Source organism: Bifidobacterium apri, from assembly GCF_009299485.1.
In the GTDB taxonomy this organism is placed as follows: Bacteria; Actinomycetota; Actinomycetes; order Actinomycetales; family Bifidobacteriaceae; genus Bifidobacterium; species Bifidobacterium apri.
Genome location: NZ_WBSO01000014.1, coordinates 23,868 through 50,157 on the forward strand (window position 1 = coordinate 23,868; position 26,290 = coordinate 50,157).

Genomic DNA, 26,290 nt, shown 5'->3' on the forward strand with positions numbered 1-26,290 from the left:
CGAAACGACGAATGCCCGGCCGGAGACAAGTCCGACCGGGCATTCGTGTGGTGTTGTTGTGTGATGTCGCTGTGCGGTTAGTGTTGCCGCGACCAGCGATATAGGTCAGCGACCGCGCAGCGCTCGACGATTGACATGCTGAGCGCGCGTCGGGTCGATGCCCTTCGGGATGCCGTAGCCCTGTTTGAGCTGCAGAGTGCGCAGACGCTCGTTGAGCGTGTTGAGCTCGGTTTTGGTCAGGTAGAAGCGGGTGCGCGGGTGGAGTTTCTTCGCGATCCACAGCTTGTGGTGGGTCGGTTCGTAGCTCTTGCACTTGAGCACGGCACGACGCACGTCCTTCAAGCGCACCTGATGTTCGCCGGTACCCACGCAGATGCGGTAGACCGGGATCGACGAGCCGGCGGTGACGCCCTTGATCTTGCGCTCTTCTCGGTCCATCGCGCGGCTGACGCGCTGCTCGTCGCCCTCTCCGAGCAAGTAGATGCCGGAATTGCTGGTGCCGCGCCAAATCATGTCCTTCGTTTTCGGATCGACCCACACCGGTTCCTGCGGGAAGGAGTAGCCGGCCTTGCTGATATTGCCCAGCACGCCGATGGCGGCGCCCGGCTGGCCTTCGAGCTTCGCGTAGCCGACTCGGTCGGCGCGGTTGGTGAGCACCATGGTGAAGAACAGGGCTCCCAACATGACCGCGGTGATCATGAGCAGGATCCAGGCGATGACCGACCAGTGGAATACGATGCCGAGCACAATCGCGACGACAATTGGCACGATGAAGGCGCCCGCGGCCAGCCAAGGCAGCTTCTTATCCTCTTTGTAGGTGAACTTGAACAGCGCGATGATATTCTTCACCATGTTCTGGCGCTTGCCGCCATTGCTCTTTTCAGCCTTGTCTGCCATTTGCGATCCTTATCTTCTGGGAAACGGACACACTGGGCACCACTCTATCAAACGGTATGGAAGCGCCGGAGGCTGCCCGCGGGTAGCGAAATCGCTGTCTGCGGGCAGCCTTCCGCGGTCGGTTCTGGCTCGCGGCGGTGTCATGCGGCTCAACGCGTATGCAACGGCCGCCCGTCCGCCTTGAGCATCGCCTCGCCGAGCGTCTCGCTGAAGGTCGGATGCGGGTGGATGAGCCGCGCCGCCTGGCTCAGCGGCACATGGTTGCCGACCAGCTGCTCGGCTTCGGCTATCAAGTCGCTGGCCACAGGCGACATCATGTGCACGCCGAGGATTACCTCGGTATCCGGGTCACTCGCCCGCATGCCGCTGACCACGGACATCGAACCCGCGGAGCCGCTCATCAGCATGCGCGCGTTCGACAGCATCGGGTACAGGGTTTCCTTGACTTCCTGCACATCGTCGCGCTTCTGCGCCTCGTCAAGCGTCATGCCGACGGACGCGACCTCTGGCGTGGAGAATACGATCTGCGGCACGGCGTCATCGTCAACCGGCGGGGGATTGAGCCCGGCGATCGATTCCGCGATGACGATGCCCTGCTCGTACGCGCGGTAGGCGAGTGCCGGCCCGACCGTAATATCACCCACCGCCCACACCCCGGGCACATTGGTGCGTCCGTATGCGTCGGTGACGACGAAACCGCCGTCGGTCAGGGTGATTCCGTTCGAAGCGAACCATGGGCTTGACGTGTTCGGGGTGCGGCCGATTGCGGCGAGCACTACTTCGCCGTATGCGGTGTGGTCCGTCGCGTCATCGCCGCGCGTGTAGTGGACGGTTGCGCCGAGATTGACGCCCGTATCGACATGGCTGACTGAGGTGTGGTCGATGATGGTGATGCCATGCCGTTTCAGCTCGCGCGTCAATGCCATGGAAGTCCTGCGGTCCCATGCCGACAGCAGCCGGTCCTTGCGGATCAGCATGGTTACGTCAGTGCCGGCGGCATGCCACATCGAAGCGAATTCGATGGCGATGGCCCCGGCGCCGATAATCACCGCGCTGGACGGGAACTGGTTGCGCGCTAACGCCTGCGTGGAGTCGATGAGCGCCCCGCCGAACGGCTGACTGGGCAGCGGCTTGGGTTCCGAGCCGGTGGCCAGGACCACATGTTCCGCGTTGAAGACCAAGGTCTGGCCGGCGTCCTCGGGGATTTCCGCATTGCGGAACCGTTGTACCTGCTGTGTTCCGGCACTGGGGGTGACACTGACTGTGGAATGGTCGGTCAGTTCTGCCTGCCCGCGGATGACTGTGACCTTGCGGTGGGCGAGCAAACCGGCCAGCCCCTTGGTCATCGTGTCGACGATGTGCAGCCGATAATCGCGTAGCGCGCCGTAATCCACGCCGCTGAGTGTGGCATCGATCCCCAGCTGCTGGGCGCGTCCGATTGTGTCGATGGTGCGTGTGGCAGTCAGCAGCGCCTTGGACGGGATGCACCCGCGGTTCAGGCACGTGCCGCCGAGCGTGGCATCCCGTTCAACCAGCACAACGGATTTGCCTAGTTGCGCGGCTCGCAGTGCGGTGGCGTATCCGCCCGGCCCGGCCCCGATGATGACGATGTCGGCATGTTCACTCATATGGCCTCCTCGCGCATGGCCCGTCGCGCTGCCGTGTGCGCCGGGCTTCGGTTCAGGTTGCAATGTCTTCCAGTCTAAGGTGACGCTTCTACCTGCCACCCGTATCCGCCCGTGGCGAAGCTTGCGGTTGGCGGACAACATGCCGCCACATACAACAACCCCGCTGCGGTGGTATGCCGCAACGGGGTGTCAGACAAAACCGGAAAAGCGACCGAACGAAACTCAGTCCGGCCAGTTGCCGCGCTTCGGGGAGGTGGGCTTGGGCAGACGCCAGCGGCGGATCTGGATTGACCGGCTCCACGCGTACATGCACGAGCGCGAACCGCGGGCCACCGCACGGTCGCCGAACTTGGCGACCAGCTTCTTCTTGAGCTTATGCCACATCACCACGATGTCGATGATTACCGCGAACAGGTACGCGTACATGAGAATCGTCAGCACGATCACTGCTTGCGGGCTGCGGGAGCTGAACACCATCATGACGACCATCATCACGACAATCACCGGAATGAAGAACTCGCCCAGATTGTAGCGGGCATCCACATAATCGCGGATATACACGCGCCACGGCAGCTGCTCCGACTTCGGCATATGACGGACGTCGCCGTTCTGCATTGCCTCGTATTCCGCGTCCTCTTTCGCACGAATCCGCTGCTTGGCGGCCTTCGCGCTCGCCTTGCGGTCCTTGGGGACGAGCGGGCGAAGATTGCGCGCCTGCGCCTCCTTGCGTTTGGGGGTCGGACGGCCCTTGCCTTCAGTGATTTTCGCGCCTGATTCCTTCGACGCGGCCGGTTCATCCTGCTCGGCCGGCTGCTCGTCGGTGGTCTTCTTGAACGGGTTCCATGTCATGCTTGCAGGTTACGGTGACCACTAGACGCTCGCAGCCCGGCAATCCGCCCGGAATCGCCGAAAACCAGCCCGATGGGAACGGCCGAACGCCACGGTATCACGGTAATACGGTATGCGGATGGTGCGCGGCGGCGACACATCACCCATCGCACACACGATGACCAGAGATATAAGGAGAACCCATGACCGCGTTGAATGAACAGACCGTCCGCGCGCGCGTAGAAGCCGACTGGACCAGGATCGTCGACCTGCTCAAAGAGAAGATCGCACTCAAAGCCGTGTCCGCACAAGGCATCACCGGCGAACATATGAAGCGTTCGGCTGAATTCGTCGCCGGCGAAATGCGTAAGGTCGGTATCGACGCGCATGTCGAACAGTCCACCAACCCGGACGGCACCCCGGGCGCATGGGAGGTCATCGGCTCGCATATCGTCGACCCGGAAGCGCCCACCGTGCTCCTGTACGCGCACCACGATGTGCAGCCCGCCCCGAATCCCGCGGACTGGAACATCGACGACCCCTTCACCGCCACCCAGGTGGGCGACCGTTTGTACGGGCGCGGCACCTGCGACGACGGCGGCGGCATCGCCATCCACTCTGGCGCGCTCAACGCGCTCGGCGATGACCTGCACGTCAATATCAAAGTGTTCTTCGAAGGCGAAGAGGAAATGGGCTCGCGCAGCTTCATCCCGTTCATCGAAGCGCACCGCGACGAATTCGACTCCGACGTCATCATCGTCGCGGACTCCGGCAACTGGACCCCGGACATCCCCAGCCTGACCACCAGCCTGCGCGGCAACACCACGCTCGACGTGAGCGTGAAAGTCCTCGACCATCCCGTCCACTCCGGGCAGTACGGCGGGCCGATTCTCGACGCGAACACGCTCGCAGCCATGCTCATCGCGTCCATGTACAACGCGGACGGCGAACTCAACATCCCCGGACTGCTCTCCCAAGAGCCGATCGGCGGCCTGCAGCAGGATCTCGACCCCGACAAGGTGCGTTCCGACACGTCCCTCGTGCCCGGCTACCGGTTCGCCGGCACCGGTTCGCTTGCCTCCCGCCTGTGGACCAAGTCGAGTGCCACGGTCATCGGATTCGACGCGCACCCGGTTGACGGATCGTTCAATGTCATCGCCAACGAGACGCGATTCCGCCTGTCCGTGCGCACCGCCCCCGGTCAACGACCTGAAGAGGCGCAGCAGGCGGTCGCCGATTTCCTCACCGAGCACGCGCCATTCGGTGCGAGTGTGACCGTAACCCCGCTGGACAACGGCATGGGGTGGGCCATGGACCCTGACGCCGAAGCGACCGAGGATGCGCTCGCCGCCATGCGTGAGGCGTTCGGCGTGGAGCCGATCAACAAGGGTGAGGGCGGTTCCATTCCGTTCATCCCTGAATTGCAGTGCATCTTTCCGAAGGCGCAAGTGCTGGTGACCGGGCCTGAAGACCCGCAATCCAATGCGCACAGCCCTAACGAGTCGGTCAGCCTGTCCGGGTTGAAGAAGAACGTGGTCGCAGAGGCGCTGCTGCTCGCCAAACTCGGGCAGTGATGCGGCGGCGGATGTCGCGGTCGAAGTGATCGATCGCGTGTCGTTTTGTCTGGTGAGGCGGTGGTGCCGGTGCTGGCGTGGGTGCCGGTGTCGGAGCCGCCGCCTGTTGTGTGGTTGCGGGTGGTTGCGTATGTCTGAGCATGCGCAAGTTGTAGTGATGTCTGCCGGTGGCCGCTGACTGTGGAGTATCTGTCGCGCAGTGTATGTCCTGACACGCGTGATGGTGCAGGTCGACCGGTGAGGGTCGTTGTCTGTGGGGTATCTGTTGTGTTGCGTATGCCTTGGCATGCGCGATTTGTCGGTCTGCGTGTGCTATGACACGTGCCGTGACCGATATGTTGTGTTGCGTATGTCATGACGTACGCGACGGATTCCTTGGATGAAGATGTAATTTCGACAGAAGTCATGGTGTCGGATTGTGTATGCGCGATATGCGGGTTCGGGTGGTACGCCGCACTGGTCATGGGCGAAATGTCGCGTTGTGTATGTCCGGACACGCACAATCTGCAGGACCTGTCATCGTTTGGTATCGGCACAGGTCGATACATCGCGTTTCGTATGTCGGGGCATACGCAATGATAAGTCCTGGCGATGAAACGATACTGACTCCTACTGATGTGCAAGATTGTGTATGTCCAGGCATGCGCGATTGGCAATGCGGCTGATGGCTGCGGAATGGCATGGTGCTGTGGTCGCTGGGTGTGTGCGGTTTTGCTCACACAACAGGCATCTTGGTAGTCCGAATGAGCCAGACTGCGGTCGAGTCATTCATCATGTGAGAATTCACTCACATTGTGGACGCTTGGGCGGCGGATATGGGTCGTGAAAAGGTTTGCGGATGTCGATTTGTGAGAATCGGCTCGTACAGTGGGGTGCCGGCAGAGTGTGGGGTGGCACAAGAGGTGTTGGAACCGGTGATTGTGTGAGTGTCGGCTCACACCATGGCTACCGGTGGGGGCCATGGTGCTGATTCTGGGTCGGGAACCGGTCTCTGTGTGAGGATTGGCTCACACAGAGACCGTCCGGATGGCTTCTGGTTGTGTTTTCTGCTTGGCGCACGTCGGTTTGTGAGGATTGGCTCACACAACGGAGGTCTGAGCGGGCCGGAATCGGGAATCGGGCTACTTCGGGTGTCGGTTTGTGAGGATTCGCTCACAAAGTGGGCGGTTGGGTGGCCGATAAGGGCTGGTTGAAAGGCTGTGGGTGTCGTCGTGTGAGGATTTGCTCACACAATGCCGCCCACAGCCTGCCGCCCGCAGCCTGTCAGCTTGCGGCGGGCACTTCGTCGACGGTCAGCGTTGCGGGCAGGTTGTCGCCGGAGTCGCTGTTCACCCGGTTGAAGGTCTCCCCGCTGATATCCTGTTCGGTTGCCGTGCCAGTCTGCGCCTTCGCCTTCGCAGTGGCGGAGGCGAGGTAGATCCCGGCGTCCGCTCCTGTCACGTAGTATTGCGAGGCGAGGTCGCCGGATAGTCCGCTGTGCACGAGGAACAGCAGGTAGGTCGATCCGGTTTTCATCATCGCCCCCGCGGTCTGGTTCTTGGTTGAACCGGTCTGGCGGACAACGACGGTCTCATCGCCGGCATCGCCTTTCTTCGTCGTGATGACCTTCACCGTGGAGAGGGTGAAGTCCGTCTCATCGTCGATGTCCTGGACGACTCTCTGGTCGGCGACAGTACCGACGATCACCAGATCGGAATCATCCGTGATCGCTTTGACGGAGTCGTACATCTTGACTCTCGAAATTTCGCCTTTGCTTGTCGTTGCATTTCCGCTCGTCTGAGCAGTTGTTCCTGAACCGCAGGCTCCGACGCCAAGAGCAATCGAGAGAGCAGTCACCATTGCCAGAATCGGCTTTACGAGTCGTGTATGCTTCTTCATTTCAGCACGCTTTCCATAGTTTTGTTGGTAATCAATATAGATTGTTGATGCCATTTTTTTCATCGCTTGTAAGGGTCCTCACACCTCCTCTCAAATACGCGTCCGAGGCGGATTGATACATGACATGATTGATTCCACTGACATGGCCAAGTCCCCAGACATGGCATAGTTCATGTAGCCAGACGACTTTGAGTCGGTCGAAAGGCATTCCTGTGGATAGGTATCGCGTGTTTAATTTTGAACTTGCACTTCGAGTACTTCCGAGAACGACGTTCCATTGTGACTGACCTTCCCAACCTGTTGCCCCATAGTCAGCGGCATAGGCTTTCCAAGATGGTGATGTGCTGTCAGTCCACGAAAAATTGACGTCTGTCTGCTGATTGATCTCGAAGACCGCATTTCCCATCGCGGTCTCGAATGTCCCCGATATCGCAGAAGCGGAAATCTTCTGAGTCGGACTACCCCACTTTGAGCCGCTTGTCGTTGAGGCTGCTGCTGAAATAGTCGAGAGATACACGGCCATGCAGACTGCAATACTGACACATACTGCATGTTTGATATTATGGACAAACGAATGGCGTTTCATGTTTTTCCTTATCTATACACGAATTATCGCTCCAATGAAAAATGACGAAATTTGAAATTGAAATGGCTGTGAATATATAATACTACTTACATCATTACCCCTTTCTATCCCCTAACAACCCTGTCGTTCTAAAGCATAGCATATGGGCATACTCTTCGTGCGTGAGTTCGGTGTCAAATGCAGGTTTGCAGTAAACCCCCGCAAAGACGTCGTAATCGTAGGAATTCACTGCTACGAATAGCAGCCATCGCCGTATCGTGATCAATTGATAATTGAGGTTGAGATGTATATTTGTGCCAAGACAATGAGAGTTGCTTTAATTTGTGGATTGCGGCATCACAACAAAGAGGATTTACCTTATGGTGGGTAAGTCCCTATGCATGAAGAATCCAATGATGGAGAACATGGCAAAAAGAAGTGTAAAGTAGTTGGGATTTTGCTGCGGCAATCGCTGCAGGATAGATATAAGGTCAATGAGATAATCACGGGGATTAACACGCCGTGTGACGTGTCTGCCATTGGCGGTAACTCTGCGTATTATGATTATGTCGAATTTTATCTGAAATACATATATCAGAGTTGACTCAATAGAGCTGGATTGGGGGATATAAACCATGCAATGGACAAGAACAATATTGAGTTCTCTGCTGATTTTTGCAGTGGCAAGCGGGATAATGTCGCTGTCATCATGCTCCCGGCCCGATTCGCAGAATCCTGGTTCTTCGGCGTCGAACACGGCGTCGGCGCCGAAGACGGGTTCAAAACTGGCATCGTCACTGAAAGCGTATGCCCAGTCCATGCTTGATGGCGACAAGCAATTGTCCCAGATGGGTGAGGAACAGAAGGCAATCATCGAGCGTGCCGCCAAGGGCGACGGCACAGTGTCGCGCACGGATTATGAACAGGCGTGGGCGAACTATCGCAAATGCATAGTGGATCGGGGCTGGACCGATCCGACACTCAAACATCTTGACGGGTTGTACGCGGCCCCGCCCATCGATGTGGAAGGGTTGAGCGACGCGCAGCAGCACAAGCTGGACGAAGACCTGCAATACTGCTCCATCACCTACGTGACCGATCTTGACCAGCTGTATCGCACCCAGGTTGCCAATCCGGGGTTGTCAAGCGCGAACTATCAGCTGATTGTGGCGTGCCTGAAGAAGAATGGCGTTGTCGGCAAGGATTACACGTCGGACAAGCTCCAGGACGATCTCGGTGACAAACTGGATTTGTCGGATTCCGCCGTCCAGACCTGCCTAGTGAAATACGGATACTCTGCGAATGACGCGCGAGATGAAAGCGCCTACTGGAAACCGCTGGGTTAGGCTATACTGAAAGCAATATGTTCCTTTGCTGGTTAGTCAGTGGGGGCTTGGCATAACGACTCCGATGGCGGAGCACATAGGAAGGGGAATGCCATGAAGCCCAAGATGATGCATGTTGTCGCGGTTGGTCTTGCGATGGCGATGGTGCTGTCTGGCTGTTCGATGCGCATTTCTGCACAGAAGCAGGAAACTACCTCGTCTCCTTCAGCGTCGGCGTCACAGACGAGCGGGAAGATAGCGTCGTCCTTGCAAGAATATGCCCAATTCTTGCTGGATACGGATGCAAAACACCCGTCGATGGCCGACGAGCAGAAAGAAGCCATCGAGCGTGCCGTCAAGAATAACGGTAAGCTTACACGCGCTGACTATGAGCAGGCGTGGAGCACATATCGCACGTGCATCACTTCACGGGGATGGACGTCCCCGCCCGTGATACAGCATGGGGACTTGTACGGTGAACCACAGGTCAACACGAAAGGGATGAGTAAGGAGCAGTCAGACAGATTGTTCGAGGACATTCAGGATTGTGCATTCAAATACAAGACCAATGTAGACTCGCTGTACCGTACGCAAGTTGGTAATCCTGGTTTGTCTTCCGATACGGATCAGCTGATTGTTGACTGCCTCATCAAGAATGGTGTAGTTCCCGTGTCGTTCACTAAGGAACAATACAAGAAGGAAATGGGAGATGACTGGTCCCCAGGAGAGAAATACGTGGGACCGACATCATTTTCCATAAGCGATGAGCGCGTCCAATCCTGCTTCTTCGCCCAAGGCTTCTATTTCAACGACGATGCGGGAACGTCGGAACCGGTATGGAAACCGATATCTTGAACAAGCCAGAATAGTTGATATCAGTATTCGATGATGAAATCTGCAATAGTCCAAAGAAGGTGATGGGTTATGAGAGACAAGCGCCATGAAATAACCGGTATTCTTGCCGTTGTGACGTGTTGCGTCATGCTGCTGTCATCGTGTTCTCATCCCGGTTCCCCTCATACCTCTGTTTCATCTGAGTCTCCATCGGCATCACAGACCGGGGCACGTCTTGCCTCATCGTTGAAAGCATACGCACAGTCGATTCTTGATGCTGATAAACAATCGCAGAAGATGGATGACGAGCAAAGGAACGTAGTTGAGAAGGCTGCGAAAGGGGACGGCACTGTCTCTCGTGCTGATTATGAACAGGCATGGGCGAACTATAAACAGTGCATCGTAAGCCGAGGGTGGACCAGCCCCAATTTGCGGGAAGCAGACGGACTATATGCAGAGCCTCCGATTAATGCGGAAAACATGACGGAGGCGCAGATGACAAAATTATCCCAGGATACTGATTATTGCGCAAGGACATACGTGGTAGACGTCGATCAGCTGTACCGGACCCAGGTTGCCAATCCGACATTGTCAACGGCGAATGTTCAGTTGATAGTGAAGTGTCTTGTGGCAAACGGCGTCGTAAGCAGTGACTATACGGCAGAAGAATTCCAAAAAGATAGCAGCGGTCTGGATTTCTCAGATAGCAAGGTGCAATCTTGCCTGATTAAATATGGATACCACGCCGTCGATGGCACCAAAGAAAAAGACAGCCTATGGAAGCCGATGGGCTGATGGACGCGACGGTGCCTCGTTCCTGCATTGTTATGAGAAATATATGCCGCTGATGAGGCAAGGAGCTGCTGCTGGAGAGAAAGACGGACATACACGGGCTGATATTTGATAGGGGTTTGTCGTAAATAAGTGATTTTCGAGCATGCTTCAACGCGATAATGAATAATAATTATATATTAACGAAAGATAACAATATCTAGTTGCATTCATGAACTGCTGGAGATTATTACTGGGATATAAATAAGCGAGCTGAGAATTTTCTTGATGGTCTTACTTGGTAAATTAATAATATATTTCCGAAATGCTGAGGAATATTAGAGAAGTATCATGTTGTTTGGTTTCAATATGTAGATGATTTACATTCTTAATGGGAGATGATGATATTTTGCCTAGATTAAATTGAGAAAAATGATGATGTGAATATATATGTAAGAACACAATGGGTTTGCTCGGTTTGGGTTATGGCACATCAGTGTGGCTGCAATTGTGAGCATGCTGTTGTTTGGTAATAGGGTGTAGCCTGTGAAAGTGATATGGATACGAAGTTCTAGTTGTGGCATATTTTGTGAAAATGAAGATAATGGAGAACGGAGATGATAAAATGCTGATTGAGAGCTCTAAGGTGAGTTCTCAATCATAAAATAGATTGTTCACAAGGACGGTGACAACATGAAAAGAATAACGAGGGCTTTGCTCTCTTCCGCCGCAGCATTGGGGATTTGTGCCTGTGCTACAGTGTCGGCGAATGCATATATTCAGTATCCGGTTAGTAGTGGTAGCACGAATATTGGATACTATCAGGCAAGTTGGAATGTAACGCCCACCCGTTCTGAAGTAACGGGATATTCGGTATCTAAACAACATTATTGTAAAGCTGTTCAGGATAAAAAAATAATCCGCTATCAAACAGCAAGTACATATACATCATGCCATGTGGTAGCGAACGGTACGCAGGCAGCGCATGATGATTGGGTTGAGTATTCATATTTTTAATACCGCTTATTAGTTTGTTTTCGGCGCCATGAAAATGAGAGTGGCGCCGAAAACAATGTTCATTGAAAAGGATAGGGAATGGTATTGAAGTTGGTAAAATGCATTCGTGCATTTGTTGCGGTGTTGTGCCTCTCATCATGCCTGACTGCATGTTCGAGTCCGGATGCGTTGAAAACCGCCAATTCAGCAAATCAAGGCACTGCTGCGGAACCTTCTGCTTCTCAATCCAGTGCTGATACGGATTTTGGTGCGGATGGGTCTCATATGGCGTCTTCGTTGAAGGCGCTGGCGGAACAGATGCTGAGTGACGATGATGCTGTGAAGGCGAATGCCAACAGTAGGGATACCGCCATGAGCTCGCAGCAGAGGGCAATCATTGCGCATGCGGCAAAGAATAATGGGAAAATGTCCCGCTCGGAATACGAACAAGCATGGATGAATTTTCGTTCCTGTATCATGAATAGAGGTTGGACGGATCCGAAGCCTCCCGCATATGGGGGCTTTTACTCTGTTCCCTCGATGAATATTGAAGGGCTCAATGATGAACAAGCCAAAAAACTCGATAAAGACTGGCTGTACTGTTCGAGTTATGAGCTGGTTAATGCGGATACACTGTATCGTACCCAGGAAAGCAATCCGGAACTGTCTACGGATTTCCATCAGCTCGTTGTCAACTGCCTGATCACTAAGAAAGTCGTTCCTACGTCGTATTCGAAAGATCAATTTTCGAAAGATTTCTCCAACGAGCCCCTGCCGCAATATTTTTCCACTGCAGAGGCCCAGGAATGCTTCACCCTATATCAGATAGGCATAGCCAATGTGTCGGAGAAGGAATCGTACTGGAAACCGTTGGGATAGGTCGCGCACCATCCACACCGATTGCCGGTATGCGATAGTCCGTTAGCAACAAGAGAAGGGGAACATCGATGTTTCGTCATGAGCGTGGTGTCAAAGGCAAAGTCGACAACAAACGCCATCGGCATGTCAATATCGCGGCGTGGGTCATCATGTCCATCGTGGTGGCCGCGGCGATCACCGTGGGGGTGTGCGCGATGTTCATGCCCGACCGTCCACCCGCACTACTGGGCGCATCCGGAGAAGTGACGCAAGCCAAAGTGTCGACGCAGCAGTACAACGGCGCGCAAACAGTCACACTGATCCCCGACATCGCCAGCGACAGAACCATTCTGGGCAACAGCACCGGCACCGTGACAGCGGATTACTCAGGCAACGGGCTGTCTTCCGGTCATGCCTGCATGCGCGTCAACGACCGTGCCGTCATCGCCCTGAACACAGCCCTGCCGTTGTACCGCGACCTGCACGTGGAAGACCGAGGGCAGGACGTGCGTGCGCTGAACAATGAACTGTCCCGGCTCGGCTACCAATCCGACGCCGACAGCGACCGGTACTCATGGAATACCCAGCAAGGGTGGAAACGCCTCATGGCGGACAACGGTTCGGACAGTGACGGTGCGCTCCTGCTGAGCGACATCCTATGGATCCCCGAGCAGAGCGTCACCGTCAGCAACTGGCAGGGAACCACAGGCGCAAGCGTCACCCAAGGGTCGCAGATCGGCGACATTCCAGGGGCTTTGGTCAAACTCAACATCAAGAACACGAACCCCTCGGACCAGGACCGGGTGATTACCGTATTCGGCCAATCGACCACGCTGCCCGCAGGCCAGACCGCCATCGACAACGCCGACTATCTCAAACAGGTTTCGGCGACGGAAGAATACAAAACCCAGACCAAGGACACACTCGCGGCGGGCATCAGCGGCACGCTCTCCCTGGCGCAATCCATTGAAGCGCTTCGCGTTCCCGCGGGCGCCGTATTCGGCCTGAACGGAAGCAAAGGGTGCATCATGACCACGGACGGGACGAAACATGCCGTCACCGTTGTCGGCTCTTCGCTTGGAGTCAGTCTCGTGCAGCTCAATGACGGCGGCAGCACGGCATCCATCACCTCGGTGGAAATCGGGTCGAAGATCGCGGGCGCAACATGCTCCTGAAAGCAATAGACCTGGCACATCGTTTCCCCGGAACGGATATTCTGTTCGAGCATCTCGATTTCGAAATCAGTCCGGGGCAGACTGTCGCGCTGTGCGGGCCTTCCGGATGCGGTAAATCCACCTTGCTGTCGATTCTCGCGGGATGGGTGAAACCATGGGCGGGGCAAGTCGAACGCGACGACATCCACCGCATCGGGTGGGTATTCCAAAACCCCTACGGCGTTCCGGAACGGACCGCGCTCGACCACGTGGTCTTCCCGCTGCTTTGCCACGGCATGAGCAGACGTGAAGCGATTCCTGAAGCGTTGCAAGCCATGGGGCTGTTCGATCTGGAATATGCGGCGGACCGGAGGTTTTCCGAACTCTCCGGCGGCGAAGCGCAACGGTTGATGCTCGCCAGAGCCGTATGCTCGCACCCTGATGTGTTGCTCGTCGACGAGCCGACCGCGCAGCTGGACACGCGAACGGCGGCATCCGTGAGCGAAGTGTTGGGCAATCTCGCGGGGCAAGGCATGATCGTGGTCGTGGCGACGCATGACCCGCGTGCCAGGGACGCGTGCGACCGGATCATTGATTTGGCTGATTACGCGCCGGTCGGTGCTGAAAACGCGGATGGGGACGCGGGTGAGAGCGCTGCTGCACGTGTGGACGGGCGTGCTGCTGGGAGCGCAGACGGAAGCATTGCAGGAAGTGTTGCCGGAAGCGATGCTGGAAGTGCTGCCGGAAGCGAGGGGGTTAGATCATGAATCTCCGGTCAATCTGTTCCGAAGCCGTGCGGAACATCAGCGCGGGGACCACGCGGGCAGCATGGTTTTTCCTCGTCATGCTCATCACCGGTGCGCTTCTTGGCGGGTACGAAGCCATGTCCATCGTGCAGCTCGAACAGGAAGCGATCACGCGCATCAGTTCGGACGCCGATACGAAAGCCCTCATCGGCGCAAGCGTCGACGGCCAAGCGTGCGACGGGCTCGAAATGGTCCACAACGGGCCAAGTCTTGCAGGAGCGGCCCGTGCTGCCGAAAGTATCACCGCGTCCTCGACGCCCGGCATGGAACTGCCCGCGTACGAAGTGACCCCGGGATTCATCAAACTGCTTGCATCCGGGCAGAAAACAGCGAACGCGGCATCGTCGTCTGCGTCTTCTGCGGCCTCGTCTGCGCAACAGGGGGCGACATCAACGCAACAGGAAGTGAACGAGACCGCTGACACCTCGGGAATATGGATTTCAACCGACGTTTCGCATGATTTCGGACTGGTCAAAGGCAGCGTCATGCAAACCAACCGTGGCGATATGACCATCGCCGGCGTATTCTCCTGGCCCAACGACGGCCGTGACACCAGATTCGCCTATGCGGCGATGATCCCGGTTTCGGCATCCTCCGGCGAATTCACCGAATGCTGGGCGAAGCAGTGGCCGGTCAGCGAACAAACCAACGACCTGCTGTATTCGACGGCGATCGTTTCGGGAACGGGCGGAAACACGACGGTCGCGCAGGTCAACAAATCCTTCGACTCTCGGTATAATGCGTACTCCAGCTATAAGAACCGCATGACGGTATGGTTGCCGTACGTCTCGCTGGCGGTCGGGGTGATTGCCGGGGTGATTTCCGTGCGGCGGAGACGACTGGAATACGCGGGTGCCTTGCACGTAGGGCAAACCAAAGGTGCCCAACTGCTCGAAATGACTCTGGAAACGCTGATTTGGGCTGGACTGGCGACTATAGCGTGCCTGGCGCTGCTGTGCGCGTACTGCTGGCGTATGTCCGCCGACGGCTGGATGAACATCTTCATCGCCGCCTGCCGAATCCCTGCCACCGGGTTCGCGGGGGCGATGGCCGCGACGTTCCTCGCCGGGCTCAGCGTGCGGGAGTCCCAGCTGCTGCGGTTCTTCAAGAGCCGGTAGGGGTGCGGGTTGGGTGCGGCTTGGGTGCGCGGTGGGTAGCGCGCGCTAGATAGGCGACTATCTCCGGATTTCTGTACGGTCGGGGGAGCAGGAACGCCGAGATAGCGCGGCTTGTGTGGGAAGTTGTGTGAGATGGGCTTGGGGTTGGCGGTTCCTGCGTGGCGTTGCTCGCGGGTTGTCGGAGATGGCTGTGTATCTGCGGGTTGCCGGCGTCGGACGGGTACAGGCTGCCCGAGATGGCGCGACTAATGCGGATTTCTGCCCGGGTTGGAACCGGAATCGCCCACTCCTGCACGACATGGGTTACGGGACATCCGAGATGCGGGCATATCGTGGAACCGCCGTGCCGGTACGGGGACGATGTGGGGACCGTGCAAAATCATGGGGTGCCCCTACACTGAACAACCGACACGGGGGCTTGGCTACAGCCAGGCTGAGATGGGGGTTTCCTCCGACCGAATGAACGTGAACCGGGCAATGCCGGCGCACGGACGTCGTTCTTCCCGTGCCTGAGAACAACCGTTCAAGAAAGGCACAAACATGGCACAATCTGCGAATACTGCAGCATCATCCACAGTGAATCTCAAGTGGCGCGTCGTCGACATCGCCGTCGCATCGGTGATCGGCGTGGCCAGCGCGCTGATTTATTGGCTGGTCGCCCTGCTGACCGCCGCACCTTGGACCGCGCTGGACGCGGTTGTCCCCGGTCTGCCCGGCCTGTTCAACGGATTGTGGCTGTTCGCAGGCCCCTTGGCCGCTATCATCGTGCGCAAGCCGGGCGCCGCAGTGTATGCGGAGGTCGTCGCCGGCATTCTTGAAGCGTTGATGGGCAACATGTGGGGCGGTCTCGCCACATTCCTCATCGCCTTGGTGCAAGGCGTGTGCGCGGAGCTTGCGTTCGCGATTGTGCGCTACCGCAAGTGGACCCTGCCGGTTGTCACCCTGTCCGGCGCGCTGTCCGGGGTCGGATGCTGGGCGTACAGCTTTATCGAGAATCTTCAGGGCATCAATCTTGCCGGGTCCTACGGCATCGTCTACCTGATCACCACTGTGGTGTCTGGCCTGTTGATCGCCGGCATCCTCATGTGGTACCTGTACCGTGCGATCGCGCGGACGGGTGCGCTCGACAAGTTCGCGTCAGGGCGTGAGGTGCGCGGTATCAGCGCCTGAGAGACAACACCGTCTGAAATTACCGTCTGACAGCACCATCTGAAAGCGTCAACTTTTGAATCCCTGGGGCTTGCGGCGGAGCGCCGATACGGCTTCGCAAGTCAGCGGCATAAGACCCGCCACCAGTATGGGCGGGCGGTTTCGGGATCATTGCAGCGATATACCACCCCGTGCCGGGCATCATCGAAATCCGGCATCGCATAGGAAGACATGAATATGAGCAACAACTCTTCGAACGCATCCAATACATCCAACGCATCCGTCGCCACAGCGACATCTACTGGCAATGCGGCCCCCGCGCCGCAACCCGAGGCGACCCCGGTCGCAGCGGGGCGCCTCAGCCTGAGGTGGCGTGTTGTCGATATCGCCGTCGCGTCGGTGATCGGCGTGGCCAGCGCGCTGATTTTCTGGCTGGTGTCCCTGATTTATTCGCTGGGCGTCGGCGACCTGATTGGCCTGGTCATGCCCGGATTCCAAGGCATCTACAACGGTTTGTGGCTGTTCGCCGGCCCCTTGGCGGCGGTCATCGTGCGCAAGCCCGGCGCCGCCACGTACGCGGAACTGCTTGGCGGGGTCATCGAAAGCCTGATGGGCAACCAGTGGACGGGCATGGACACGTTCAGCACATCGCTGATGCAGGGCGCGTTCGCTGAACTTGCGTTCCTCATAGTGCTGTACCGCGTGTGGAACGTGCCGATCACCATGCTGTCCGGCGCGTTCGCCGGGGTCGCCGTGTGGCTGCATGACATTTTCATGCGCGGCCAGGCGTTCACCGGCCAGTACATCACCATCTATCTAGTCACGTCCGTGATTTCCGGCATCGTGTTCGCCGGCATCGTGGTGTGGTACCTGTATCGGGCGATTGCGCGGACCGGTGCGCTGGACAAGTTCGCATCCGGACGTGAAGTGAGGGCCACCGCCTGAACCACGGCGGGGCTACGGTTCACGCCGGCAGAAGCACTTCGGCAGGCAACTGTTCAGGTGTGAAGCGATACAGAACAGCAGCAACAGCGGCACAGCGGTACGACAGCGCAACAGGCACGGCGGCGGAACCGAGGCCGGCGGACGGCAGTTCGCGATACAGTAGCGAACGGCGGCAGAACAACGGTTCCACGCCAGCGCATTCGAAGACGGCAGGACACAGGACGCGATGAAGTCAAGCGAACACGACAACAGCAGCACGATGACGGCAGTGTCGACACAACCGGCACGCCTCGAATTCCATGATTGGGGTTACCGGCATGCTTCACGCCGCCACTTCGCCGTCCGCGGCCTCAACCTGAGCATCGAACCCGGACAGCGCGTACTGCTGCTTGGGGCTTCCGGCATCGGCAAATCCACCATTCTCGAAGGCGCGGCCGGATTGCTCGGCGGCGATATCGAAAGCGTGAACACCGCCGCTAACGGCACCACCAGCACCATCGACGCGGACGGCGGACTGATTGAGGGGAGTGTCACCGTCGACGGCACGCCCGTCAGCCAGGCTAGGGGACGCGTCGGCCTTGTTTTGCAAGACCCGGATGCGCAGGCGATTTTCGAACGGCTCGGTGACAATGTCGCGTTCGGCCCGGAAAACCTCAACGTGCCGCGCGAAGCGATATGGCAGCGCGTCCGCGACAGCCTTGACGCGGTCGGCATGCACGGCATTCAGCTTGATCGCTCGACCATGCACTTGAGCGGCGGGCAAATGCAGCGCCTCGCCCTTGCGGGAGCACTCGCCATGCAGCCGGGCGTCCTGCTGCTGGACGAGCCCACCGCCAACCTCGACCCGGATGGTGTGGACCAGATCGTCGGCGCGGTGCGCAATGTGCTCGACAACACGCATGCGACTATGATGCTCGTGGAACACCGTGCAGAACCCTGGATCGATATGATCGATCGTGTCATCGTTCTCGGATTGCAAGACAGCCAGCCTGCGAGCAAGACCGGGGAAACCGGAGGAGCGGGGGACACAGCGGAATCCGGCGAACAGGGCGAACCAAGCAACGGCACTGTCATCACCCAGCAGGGCGACGAAGCCGAAGTGGGCCGCCACGGCGACCAGCGTACGGTGATTATCGCCGACGGCACTCCGGACGAGATTTTCTCCGACCGCAGCATCGATTTCGCCGGTCTCGGCATCTGGCTGCCCAAACGCTACCAGCGCCCCGAAGACGTGATCACCCGCATCCACACCGACAGCGAACCCGATTACGATCCGGCGACTGGTACCGGCGAGCCGATTCTGACCACCAGCGGTTTGGGCATCGGGCACAGTGAAGACGCCATCGCACGCGACATCAACCTCGCATTCAAACCCGGGCAGATCACCGCGCTCGTCGGAGCGAACGGCGCCGGAAAATCCACGCTCTCCCTGACCCTCGCCGGACTGCTCAAACCGCTCGAAGGCTCCGTGGACGCCAGCCGCGAACTCGCCGGGAACGCGCACGGCACCCAGCCGATCAACTGGAAATCAACCGAACTTGCCTCCCGCATCTCCTACGTTTTCCAAAACCCCGAACACCAGTTCGCCCGGGGCAGCGTCATCGACGAAGTCATGCTCGGGTCGCTGCGCACCGGCATCGCACCCGACGAAGCCCGCCGCCGCGCGCACGACCTGCTTGAACGCTTCAACCTCAGCCGGTACGAGAACGTCAACCCGTACACGCTGTCCGGAGGCGAAAAACGCCGGCTCACCGTGGCCGCAGCGCTCGCCGCCGCCCCACGCGTGCTGATTCTTGACGAACCGACGTTCGGGCAGGACCGCCGTACTTGGATGCAGATTGTCCACCTCATCCACGGGCTGCGCGGCGACGGCGTCAGCATCATCGTCGTCACCCACGACCATGAGCTTGTCACCGCGCTCGGCGCACGCGTCATCGAACTCATTCCGCAAGGCGGGCAAGGCCAATGGGACGACGAGCAGACCATCCGCGTCAGCCCGGTCAACGAACGTCATGAACAGCCGCGTGCCTCCAGCAGGTCAAGTGTCATCGCATCCATCAACCCCGCCTACCGGCTGTTCGGCGCCCTGCTTGCCTCGCTGCCGCTTATTTTCAGTCTCGACTGGGTGTCCGCATGCACCGCGCTTGTCATCGAATTCCTTGCGCTCGCCTGCCTCGGGCTCAAGCCGTTGCGGGTCGTCAAATCCACGTGGCCGGTATTCATCGGGGCGCCAGGTTCGGCGCTCGCCGTACTGCTGTACGGCAAACAGGGGGGAGCTGTCTGGTGGCATTGGGGCATGATCACCGTCAGTGAACGGTCGGCGTGGCTTGCTTTGGCTACCGGCTTGCGCATTCTGGCGGTGGGTATTCCCGCGATTATTCTGGTGTTGGGCATTGATGCGACTGATTTGGCGGACGCGTTCAGCCAGATTCTGCATTTGCCGGACCGATTCGTCTATGGCGGGCTCGCCGGTATGCGCCTGTTTTCCGTGCTGCGCGACGATTGGGCGGCGCTCACTGCGTCACGCCGTTCGCGCGGACTCGGTGATGATAATGCGTTCAAGGCGTTCTTCCCGCAGGCGTTCGCGTTGCTGGTGCTGTCCATCAGGCGTTCGACCACGCTGGCGACCGCGATGGAGGCGCGTGGATTCGGCGGCGACGGGCCTCGCAGCCATGCACGCGTCAGCATGAGCGGGACGCGCGACCGGGTGTTCCTTGTATGCTGCTTCGCGGTGCCGATGATCGCGCTCGCGGTGTCGGTGTGGTTCGGCGCGTTCAGCTTCTTTGGCGGCAAGTGAGCGTAGTCGCGGCGGGAGCATCCGGTTTTCACTGTTGATGTTGTTCACATGTTGAGACGCAGAAAAAACGTCAAACGTTTGACGAATGGTTTCTGATGGTTTTCTGCGTGTCGTTACGGATTTTGCGTGCGTGACGGGGGTATGGTCGTGCTGACGGGGAGTCGGTTTCCGTCGGGTCGGGAGGAGTGTGCCATGGTGAGGGTCGAGGGGCCGTTCACGTTGTTGTCTCCGCGGGAGATGGATGGTCTGCGCGCGTTGGGTGTGGATCTGGAGCATTGCCGGTATTGGGTTGTCGGTGATGGCGGCGAGGCGCTGCTCGCGGATACCTCCGGTGGCGAGTGGTTGCCAGGCATTTGGGGTCGGGATTTCTATCCCGTCTATGCGTTTGTGTGGCGTGGCGTATTGTTGCTGGCCAATATCGATTGGAAGGGGGGCGATGATGGTTCGGATGAGTATGACGTGTATGCGTTGTCGCGTCCGGATGGTCTGCCGGCTGACTGGTATAAGGCGGATTTCGGTGATGTGGGCCTGTTGGGCGAGACGGTGGAGCCTGACATGGAGATGCTGCAAGTCTTGGCGGCGATGCTGCGAATTCATTATCGTGGCTGGCTGTCGTATGGTGGCGTGTGGCCGGATGGCGTGACCTGGTATGAGGCGGACCGGCATGGCCTGAAGGTTCGCGGGGGGAACCTGGTTGGCCCGTGGGATGTGCCGTTGACCAGGTATCGTGCGCGTGTCCCGTCCGAGGGGGAGTACGCGTATGCGGAAAGCCTGGCGCATGAGGGTTTCACCGAGCGGGTACGCCCGGGCTGGAAGGTGACGATCGATGACGCGGGCCGGTCCGTGCTGTGGAGTGTGCCGGTGGCGCATAATCCACATGGCGGCGGCAGCGGGACCAAGGGCGGGTTCATTTATGACGGCGTGAAGTATGGGTGGTCGCAGGTCCGTGAGGATTTCGCCCGTCCGGTCGGCGAGCGTCGGGTGAACGCCAGGCGTGTGTTCTTCGGGCAGGGGAATGGGCCGTTTATCCCGGATGCGGCGTTCCTGCGGGCGTATTGGGATGCGGGTTACGCGTGCACGGCGCCGTTGAGGTTGACATACCGGGGGATGTCTGTCGACTTGCCCGAGATTCTTCCCGGGGACAGTCCCGCGTAAGGCGCGGTTGCGATGCGGCCGGGCGTGGTGGCCGTCGTCCGGATTCTCATTGGTGATACGGGTTGTATTGGTTTGATTTTTTGATTGGAGTGGTGGAAATGGAGTTTCATGATCTGGCGTGGTGGGAGGAGCAGCTCGGGCTTGATAAGGCTGGGCGTGCGCAACTCGAGGAGGATTTGCAGACCGCAAAAAAGAAATTCCCCAAACCGGATGAAATGCACACGGAAAAGCAGATCAAGGATGAGTACGCGAAGTTGCTGAAGGAGAAAAGCAAGGCGTGGAAAAAGATTTTCGACACGTTGGGTGTCAATGATTCGTTGGATGGTCTGGCGCGGATGGAGTCGTTCATCGGCGGCGTGTTCTCATCCGAGTTGGACCCGGAATTGGAGGGGTGCCTGTATGCGGGTGGCATGTCCGTGGGTGACCGTGCCGGGCTCATGTGGCAGGTGATGGACTCGTACGGGGGTCATGGGTATATCTCGTCGACCGAGGCGGGAAGGTTGATGAATGATGAGGGGTTCCAGCAGTCGTTGGCCGACCGGTTCCCTTCGCTGATCAGGGACAGGCTGGGCGGCGACCCGAGCGAGACGGATGCCGCCGGCGAACGTCGTAGCGGCTGGTCGCGTGCGAGTAGCCTGTTCGATTCGGACACGGGTGTCCTCGGCAGGGGTGAAGACGGTGACGTGCCCGGGCTTAATGATTACTTCTCCGAGCGGTATGTGAGTTCGCTGCGGGGCCCGGATGTGGAGACCTTCTTCATGGGTGACCCGGTGAATGACAATGGGTCGGTGAAAGTGTCGATGCGCACCGAGCTTGACGCGCTGTTGAAGAACGACCGCGTGAAGACGGTCAACGGGGTGAACAAGGAACTCATCGCTGCAGTGTACGAGCATATCCCCAAGTCCGCCGGCGCGTCCGAGGTCGCCAGGAAGATGGCCAACTTCATGAACGTGACGGCCATGAACCGGGCCGGCTGCCAATACGTCAAATGGCAACCGAAACGCAATGATGCCGGTGGCCCGGCCGATGAGGGCGAATGGAAGTTCACGACTGCTGCGGACCCTGATGCCCACCGGTTCATGGATGTCTATGCTTCCGGCGAGTCCGCGGCCCGTCACGGTGATGTCCTTGCCCCTGATTTCGCGGAGGCTTACGCCATGCTGGATGAGCCGGGTATCGGTGCCGTGGACCGTGCGGGTGTCCGGGAGATGATCGACCAGAGCGCGTTGCAGTGGCGCGCCACCATACTCGCCGACCACGGGCAGATCGTCAAACTCAACGGCGGCAAACCACTCGAACGATCCTGCGCAATGATCGACAATGCCGGGGAGATTGTTTCCACCAAGCTCAATATCGGCGAGCATGGGGTGACTGAAGTTATCTCGGGAAAGGAAGTCTCGCTCAAAGACCAGAAGGCGTGTATCCTCGACGACGGACGTGTGAAATACGTCGACAAGAATAGCGCCGCCGTAAGCCATACGCGTTTCAGCATCAGCATGGAAGACATGTCGAATCTTCCTGGGGAAGGCGAAATCAAAAAACGATGCAAAGACTTCGATTCCATGTCCTCGTCTGACAAACTGCTTGCGCGCATAGGGGTTGATTCTCTGGACAAACGTGGTATCAGCGTCAACAAGGACTCCCTGTCTGCGAAGGATCTCACGAAATTCGCCGAAAACGGCATCGCTGATGGAACGAAGCTTGGAAGCGAAGATCTGGTGTGTAATTTCGACAAATCTGGCGCGTTAACCTCAGTCGCGCGCAAGGGCGAGGCGGTCGAGAAGGGTACCGCGTTGTCGATCAATCTGTCGGAAGTACGAGGATTCGATGATGCGAAATCCTATACGTCCCAGCTGAAGGATTATGACAAGCTCACAAATCTGAACAAGCTCCGAGCGCGACGAGGTGTCTTGGCACTGAAAACGAGAGGACTCTCCGTCGCACCGGGCACTGATGCGATCGACCTCGCCATGGTGGGCGAGACATGCGAATCCAGGAACGCGGGCAAGACCTATCACGGGGTATTTGACGCCGAAGGCAGATTCCGCGGTATGAATATGCCGGAGTCGTCTGAAAAAGGCCTGTTCAAAGCGGATATCGCCGATGCGTTGGGTGCCAATGACAAATGGATTAATGATAATATCCCGGAAGGCAAGAAACTTACCGGTATCTCTCGCCTGCGTGTCAGCAACGCCATCGGCACGATACAACGAGCAGGTTACGAAGTGCAGGTGCGCGACGCGGGCAAGCTTGAGGAAATCGGCAAGGCGCTGGAAAACCCTGATGATACGAAGCACCTGGTTTTCGATGACCAAGAGAGGCTCGTAGACATCGACTCGGGCAAAGAGCTGGACAAGGGGATGAAACGGTACAGTACCGCAGATGTCGTTCACGCTTCAGGCGTGAGCGATGCGGAACTGAAAGAATCGTTCGGCGAGCGTGGAGCGATCGCGTTCGGAGCAGAACCTGGCGGTATGACCACGGCACAGGCAAAACGGTGGTGTGTCAAGAAAAACAACTTCATGCGCGCCATCGATGTGAACAACCTTCCCGAAAAGGAAATCAAGGAATTCTGTGAATCGTATGATTCGAATCGTGTCCAGTGGGGCTTCGGGAAGCAGCTTCCCCCTTCGTCGAAAATCTTGGAAACGGGCGGTCTAAGAAGCGCCGATAGATTTGTTATTTCATTGGGGAAGCACATCGGCGATTCCAAGATAATGCAAGGCCTTAACAGCCTAAGCGAAAGCATTGGCGGTACCAAGTGTTGGCGACGTATCAGCGCTGTTGCTGGAAAACCTATTGGCAAGCTGTTCGGTGCAGCTGGAATAATACTCATGACCATTGATGCGGTGAATACCTACAATGATATCCGCGACAAGTGGAATAAGGGCGATCGCAAGGGGGCAGTGTCAGCCGGCCTTGATTATAGTCTTTCATGGGCCGGTGGGGCTATCGGTATGAAATACGGTGCGGAGCTTGGATGCGCAATCGGAGGGCCCGCTGGTTGTGTCATCGGCATGCTTGTCGGCGGAGCCATCGGTGTCGGAGCCGCGTACCTGTCACAGAAAATCTCGCCGGCCATAGTTGATTTTCTGTTCCCGAACTGGAACGATGCCAAGAACGCAAAGTACGATCCGCTGGTCATCGATCTGGACGGTAAAGGTTTCGACATCACCGACCGCAAGAACGGCACGCATTTCGATCTCAACGCTGACGGTTATGCCGAGAAAACCGATTGGACTCGCACGGACGGCTGGCTCGCTCTCGATCTGAACGGCAACGGGAAAATCGATGACGGTTCCGAACTCTTCGGCGATCATACCAAGCTGGCCGATGGATCCCTCGCGGCAGACGGTTTTGCGGCATTGTCACGTTACGATGCCAACGGCGATGGGCTCATCGATGCGCGAGACGAGATTTTCTCACAGCTGCGGATATGGTGCGATGCCGATGGAGACGGGCAATCCGGCAATGGGGAACTGGTCAGTCTCGCCGACGCGGGAGTTTCCAGCATCAGTCTGAAAACGGAGAAACCCTCGGAATCCGGTGCGGGTGAAGCGGAAATTAGCGGTACGGCGCAAGTCGTATTCGCTGACGGCACCTCGAAGACCATTGGCGAATTGTGGGCGAAAGCCAATATGTACGATACCGTTGAAATGGATGACGGTACTGCGGGCTCAACGACGAGGTTGTTGAACTATACCACCAACAACCACGGCACGCTTCCGTCACTTGCACGCGCGGTCGCAGGCGAGCACGGAGACATCATTCTGGCCGATCTCCAGGCATTCACCTCGGAGACCGACATACTGAAACGTTTCAGTATCGTTGATGACATGCTGTGCACGATGGCCGGCGCGCGAGACATTCAACAAGACGCGTTCGGCACGTACATCGACGCCCGGCACCTCATGGTCGACGAGGCGTTCATGGGAGAGAAGTTCCAAGGGCAATGGGGACGCAACCCTAACCCCACCGCAGGACCACAGCTTGAGAATCTATATAAGAATATCCGCGATTCGTACTGCTTCTCGCTTATGTCACAAATTCCAGGCAATGAGATGTTCTCAGGCGCAATCATCAATCGCGATGAAAACGGAAAAGCCAGTGTTGACCTTGGAGCATTGGAGTTTCTGGTTATCGCAGCGTCGCTGAAAGGGGAGCTCAAGGAAAGCACTGTCAAAGATGTTGCGGCATATGTCGCATACCTTTCCACGGCGATTGCCCATGATGCCAGCGTATTCGTGGGATTCCACGGGATGGTCGCATCTCAGCTTCCGGGCATGTCCAAAGCTGTGGAAGACGGAGTTGCATCTTCGGCAATCTGCGGTAGTGACATCGCAGACACGCTTACAGGTGATGGAGTCCATCAATTGATGTTCGGCAGGGACGGAAACGATACCATGAACGCCGGTTCAATTGATGGGGCGTTATTCGGTGGCGCCGGTGATGACCGGCTGACGGGTTCGTGGGCGTCGGACACGCTGGTGGGCGGCCTGGGCGACGACCGGTTGGACGGCGGTTCGGGCGCGGACGTGTATGTGTTCGGCCTGGGTGACGGTCATGACGTGGTCGAGAACTACGACTCGGGGTGGGAGCATGATGTGATCAGGTTCTCGCAGGGCGTGCTGCCGTCGATGGTGTCGTTGTCGCGTTCGGGCGATGACGTGGTGTTCCGGGTGGGCGAGTCGGACTCGTTGACGTTGCGGGGCGCGTACCGGGATTCGTGGCGGTACGTGGGCCGGGTGGAGTTCGCGGACGGGACCGTGTGGACCCCGGAGTCGATGCGGGACATGATCGTGACGCGTGTGGACGGCACGGACGGGGACGACGAGCTGGCCGGGTATTCCGGCGGGTTCAACTTCAACGGCGTGGAGACGCTTTCCGGTGGCGCCGGTGATGACCGGCTGACGGGTTCGTGGGCGTCGGACACGCTGGTGGGCGGCCTGGGCGACGACCGGTTGGACGGCGGTTCGGGCGCGGACGTGTATGTGTTCGGCCTGGGTGACGGT

General features: G+C 58.0%; 20 protein-coding genes and 1 riboswitch. Of the genes, 15 read left to right on the forward strand and 5 right to left on the reverse strand.

Translation table 11 applies throughout. From position 1 onward, the window contains the following. Positions 1-105: 105 nt before the first annotated feature. From DSM100238_RS07800 to DSM100238_RS07810, 3 genes are all read right to left on the reverse strand, one after another. A complete protein-coding gene (locus tag DSM100238_RS07800) occupies positions 106-897 on the reverse strand; it encodes a DUF4191 domain-containing protein (protein ID WP_152356105.1) in 792 nt (263 codons plus the stop codon). A gap of 149 nt (positions 898-1,046) precedes the next feature. Next, positions 1,047-2,525: a dihydrolipoyl dehydrogenase gene (gene lpdA, locus DSM100238_RS07805; protein ID WP_152356106.1), complete on the reverse strand. Its 1,479-nt coding sequence runs from the start codon at positions 2,523-2,525 to the stop codon at positions 1,047-1,049. 222 nt (positions 2,526-2,747) lie between these two features. Then, a complete protein-coding gene (locus tag DSM100238_RS07810) occupies positions 2,748-3,374 on the reverse strand; it encodes a DUF3043 domain-containing protein (protein ID WP_152356107.1) in 627 nt (208 codons plus the stop codon). Between the two features lie 182 nt (positions 3,375-3,556). Here DSM100238_RS07810 and DSM100238_RS07815 point away from each other — a divergent pair, with 182 nt between their 5' ends. Next, the gene (locus tag DSM100238_RS07815) at positions 3,557-4,927 is read left to right on the forward strand and encodes a dipeptidase (protein WP_152356108.1); all 1,371 of its coding nucleotides are present in this window, start codon (positions 3,557-3,559) and stop codon (positions 4,925-4,927) included. Between the two features lie 1,263 nt (positions 4,928-6,190). Here the strand turns inward: DSM100238_RS07815 and DSM100238_RS07820 are convergent. Continuing rightward, complete coding sequence (locus DSM100238_RS07820; protein ID WP_152356109.1) at positions 6,191-6,805, reverse strand: hypothetical protein; 615 nt, start codon at positions 6,803-6,805, stop codon at positions 6,191-6,193. 31 nt (positions 6,806-6,836) lie between these two features. Continuing rightward, positions 6,837-7,391: a matrixin family metalloprotease gene (locus DSM100238_RS07825; protein WP_152356110.1), complete on the reverse strand. Its 555-nt coding sequence runs from the start codon at positions 7,389-7,391 to the stop codon at positions 6,837-6,839. A 619-nt stretch (positions 7,392-8,010) separates the two neighbouring features. Between DSM100238_RS07825 and DSM100238_RS09375 the strand changes: the two genes are divergently transcribed. The 14 genes from DSM100238_RS09375 to DSM100238_RS07890 form a co-directional block, all read left to right on the forward strand. Then, positions 8,011-8,196, forward strand: a complete 186-nt coding sequence (locus DSM100238_RS09375) for a hypothetical protein (protein ID WP_167511109.1) — start codon at positions 8,011-8,013, stop codon at positions 8,194-8,196. After that, positions 8,189-8,716 carry a hypothetical protein gene (locus tag DSM100238_RS07830; RefSeq protein WP_167511110.1) on the forward strand — a complete coding sequence of 176 codons (528 nt, stop codon included), beginning with the start codon at positions 8,189-8,191 and terminating at the stop codon, positions 8,714-8,716. Before DSM100238_RS09375 ends, DSM100238_RS07830 begins: the two co-directional genes overlap by 8 nt. Before the next feature lie 93 nt (positions 8,717-8,809). Further along, positions 8,810-9,550 (forward strand): hypothetical protein, encoded by a 741-nt coding sequence (locus tag DSM100238_RS07835; protein ID WP_152356112.1) that lies wholly within the window; start codon positions 8,810-8,812, stop codon positions 9,548-9,550. A gap of 69 nt (positions 9,551-9,619) precedes the next feature. After that, positions 9,620-10,324: a hypothetical protein gene (locus DSM100238_RS07840; RefSeq protein WP_152356113.1), complete on the forward strand. Its 705-nt coding sequence runs from the start codon at positions 9,620-9,622 to the stop codon at positions 10,322-10,324. Between the two features lie 669 nt (positions 10,325-10,993). Continuing rightward, entirely contained in the window at positions 10,994-11,317 is a 324-nt protein-coding gene (locus DSM100238_RS07845) for a hypothetical protein (protein WP_152356114.1), read from the forward strand. A gap of 78 nt (positions 11,318-11,395) precedes the next feature. Then, positions 11,396-12,175 carry a hypothetical protein gene (locus DSM100238_RS07850; RefSeq protein ID WP_152356115.1) on the forward strand — a complete coding sequence of 260 codons (780 nt, stop codon included), beginning with the start codon at positions 11,396-11,398 and terminating at the stop codon, positions 12,173-12,175. 68 nt (positions 12,176-12,243) lie between these two features. Further along, positions 12,244-13,329 carry a hypothetical protein gene (locus DSM100238_RS07855; protein ID WP_152356116.1) on the forward strand — a complete coding sequence of 362 codons (1,086 nt, stop codon included), beginning with the start codon at positions 12,244-12,246 and terminating at the stop codon, positions 13,327-13,329. Beyond that, positions 13,320-14,075 (forward strand): ABC transporter ATP-binding protein, encoded by a 756-nt coding sequence (locus tag DSM100238_RS07860; protein WP_152356117.1) that lies wholly within the window; start codon positions 13,320-13,322, stop codon positions 14,073-14,075. The genes DSM100238_RS07855 and DSM100238_RS07860 overlap by 10 nt, the downstream gene beginning before the upstream one ends. Further along, a complete protein-coding gene (locus DSM100238_RS07865) occupies positions 14,072-15,232 on the forward strand; it encodes a hypothetical protein (RefSeq protein WP_152356118.1) in 1,161 nt (386 codons plus the stop codon). The genes DSM100238_RS07860 and DSM100238_RS07865 overlap by 4 nt, the downstream gene beginning before the upstream one ends. 400 nt (positions 15,233-15,632) lie before the next feature. Continuing rightward, a riboswitch (TPP riboswitch) is annotated at positions 15,633-15,742 on the forward strand. 30 nt (positions 15,743-15,772) lie between these two features. Beyond that, entirely contained in the window at positions 15,773-16,402 is a 630-nt protein-coding gene (locus DSM100238_RS07870; RefSeq protein WP_015451291.1) for an ECF transporter S component, read from the forward strand. Positions 16,403-16,618: 216 nt separating this feature from the next. Next, on the forward strand, positions 16,619-17,326 hold the full coding sequence (locus DSM100238_RS07875) for an ECF transporter S component (protein WP_240812408.1): 708 nt from the start codon (positions 16,619-16,621) through the stop codon (positions 17,324-17,326). Positions 17,327-17,585: 259 nt separating this feature from the next. Then, positions 17,586-20,123 (forward strand): ATP-binding cassette domain-containing protein, encoded by a 2,538-nt coding sequence (locus DSM100238_RS07880; RefSeq protein ID WP_167511112.1) that lies wholly within the window; start codon positions 17,586-17,588, stop codon positions 20,121-20,123. Positions 20,124-20,315: 192 nt separating this feature from the next. Beyond that, positions 20,316-21,278 carry a hypothetical protein gene (locus DSM100238_RS07885; RefSeq protein ID WP_152356120.1) on the forward strand — a complete coding sequence of 321 codons (963 nt, stop codon included), beginning with the start codon at positions 20,316-20,318 and terminating at the stop codon, positions 21,276-21,278. Positions 21,279-21,376: 98 nt separating this feature from the next. Beyond that, positions 21,377-26,290: calcium-binding protein (locus DSM100238_RS07890; protein WP_167511111.1), on the forward strand; the 4,914-nt coding region annotated here is incomplete at its 3' end.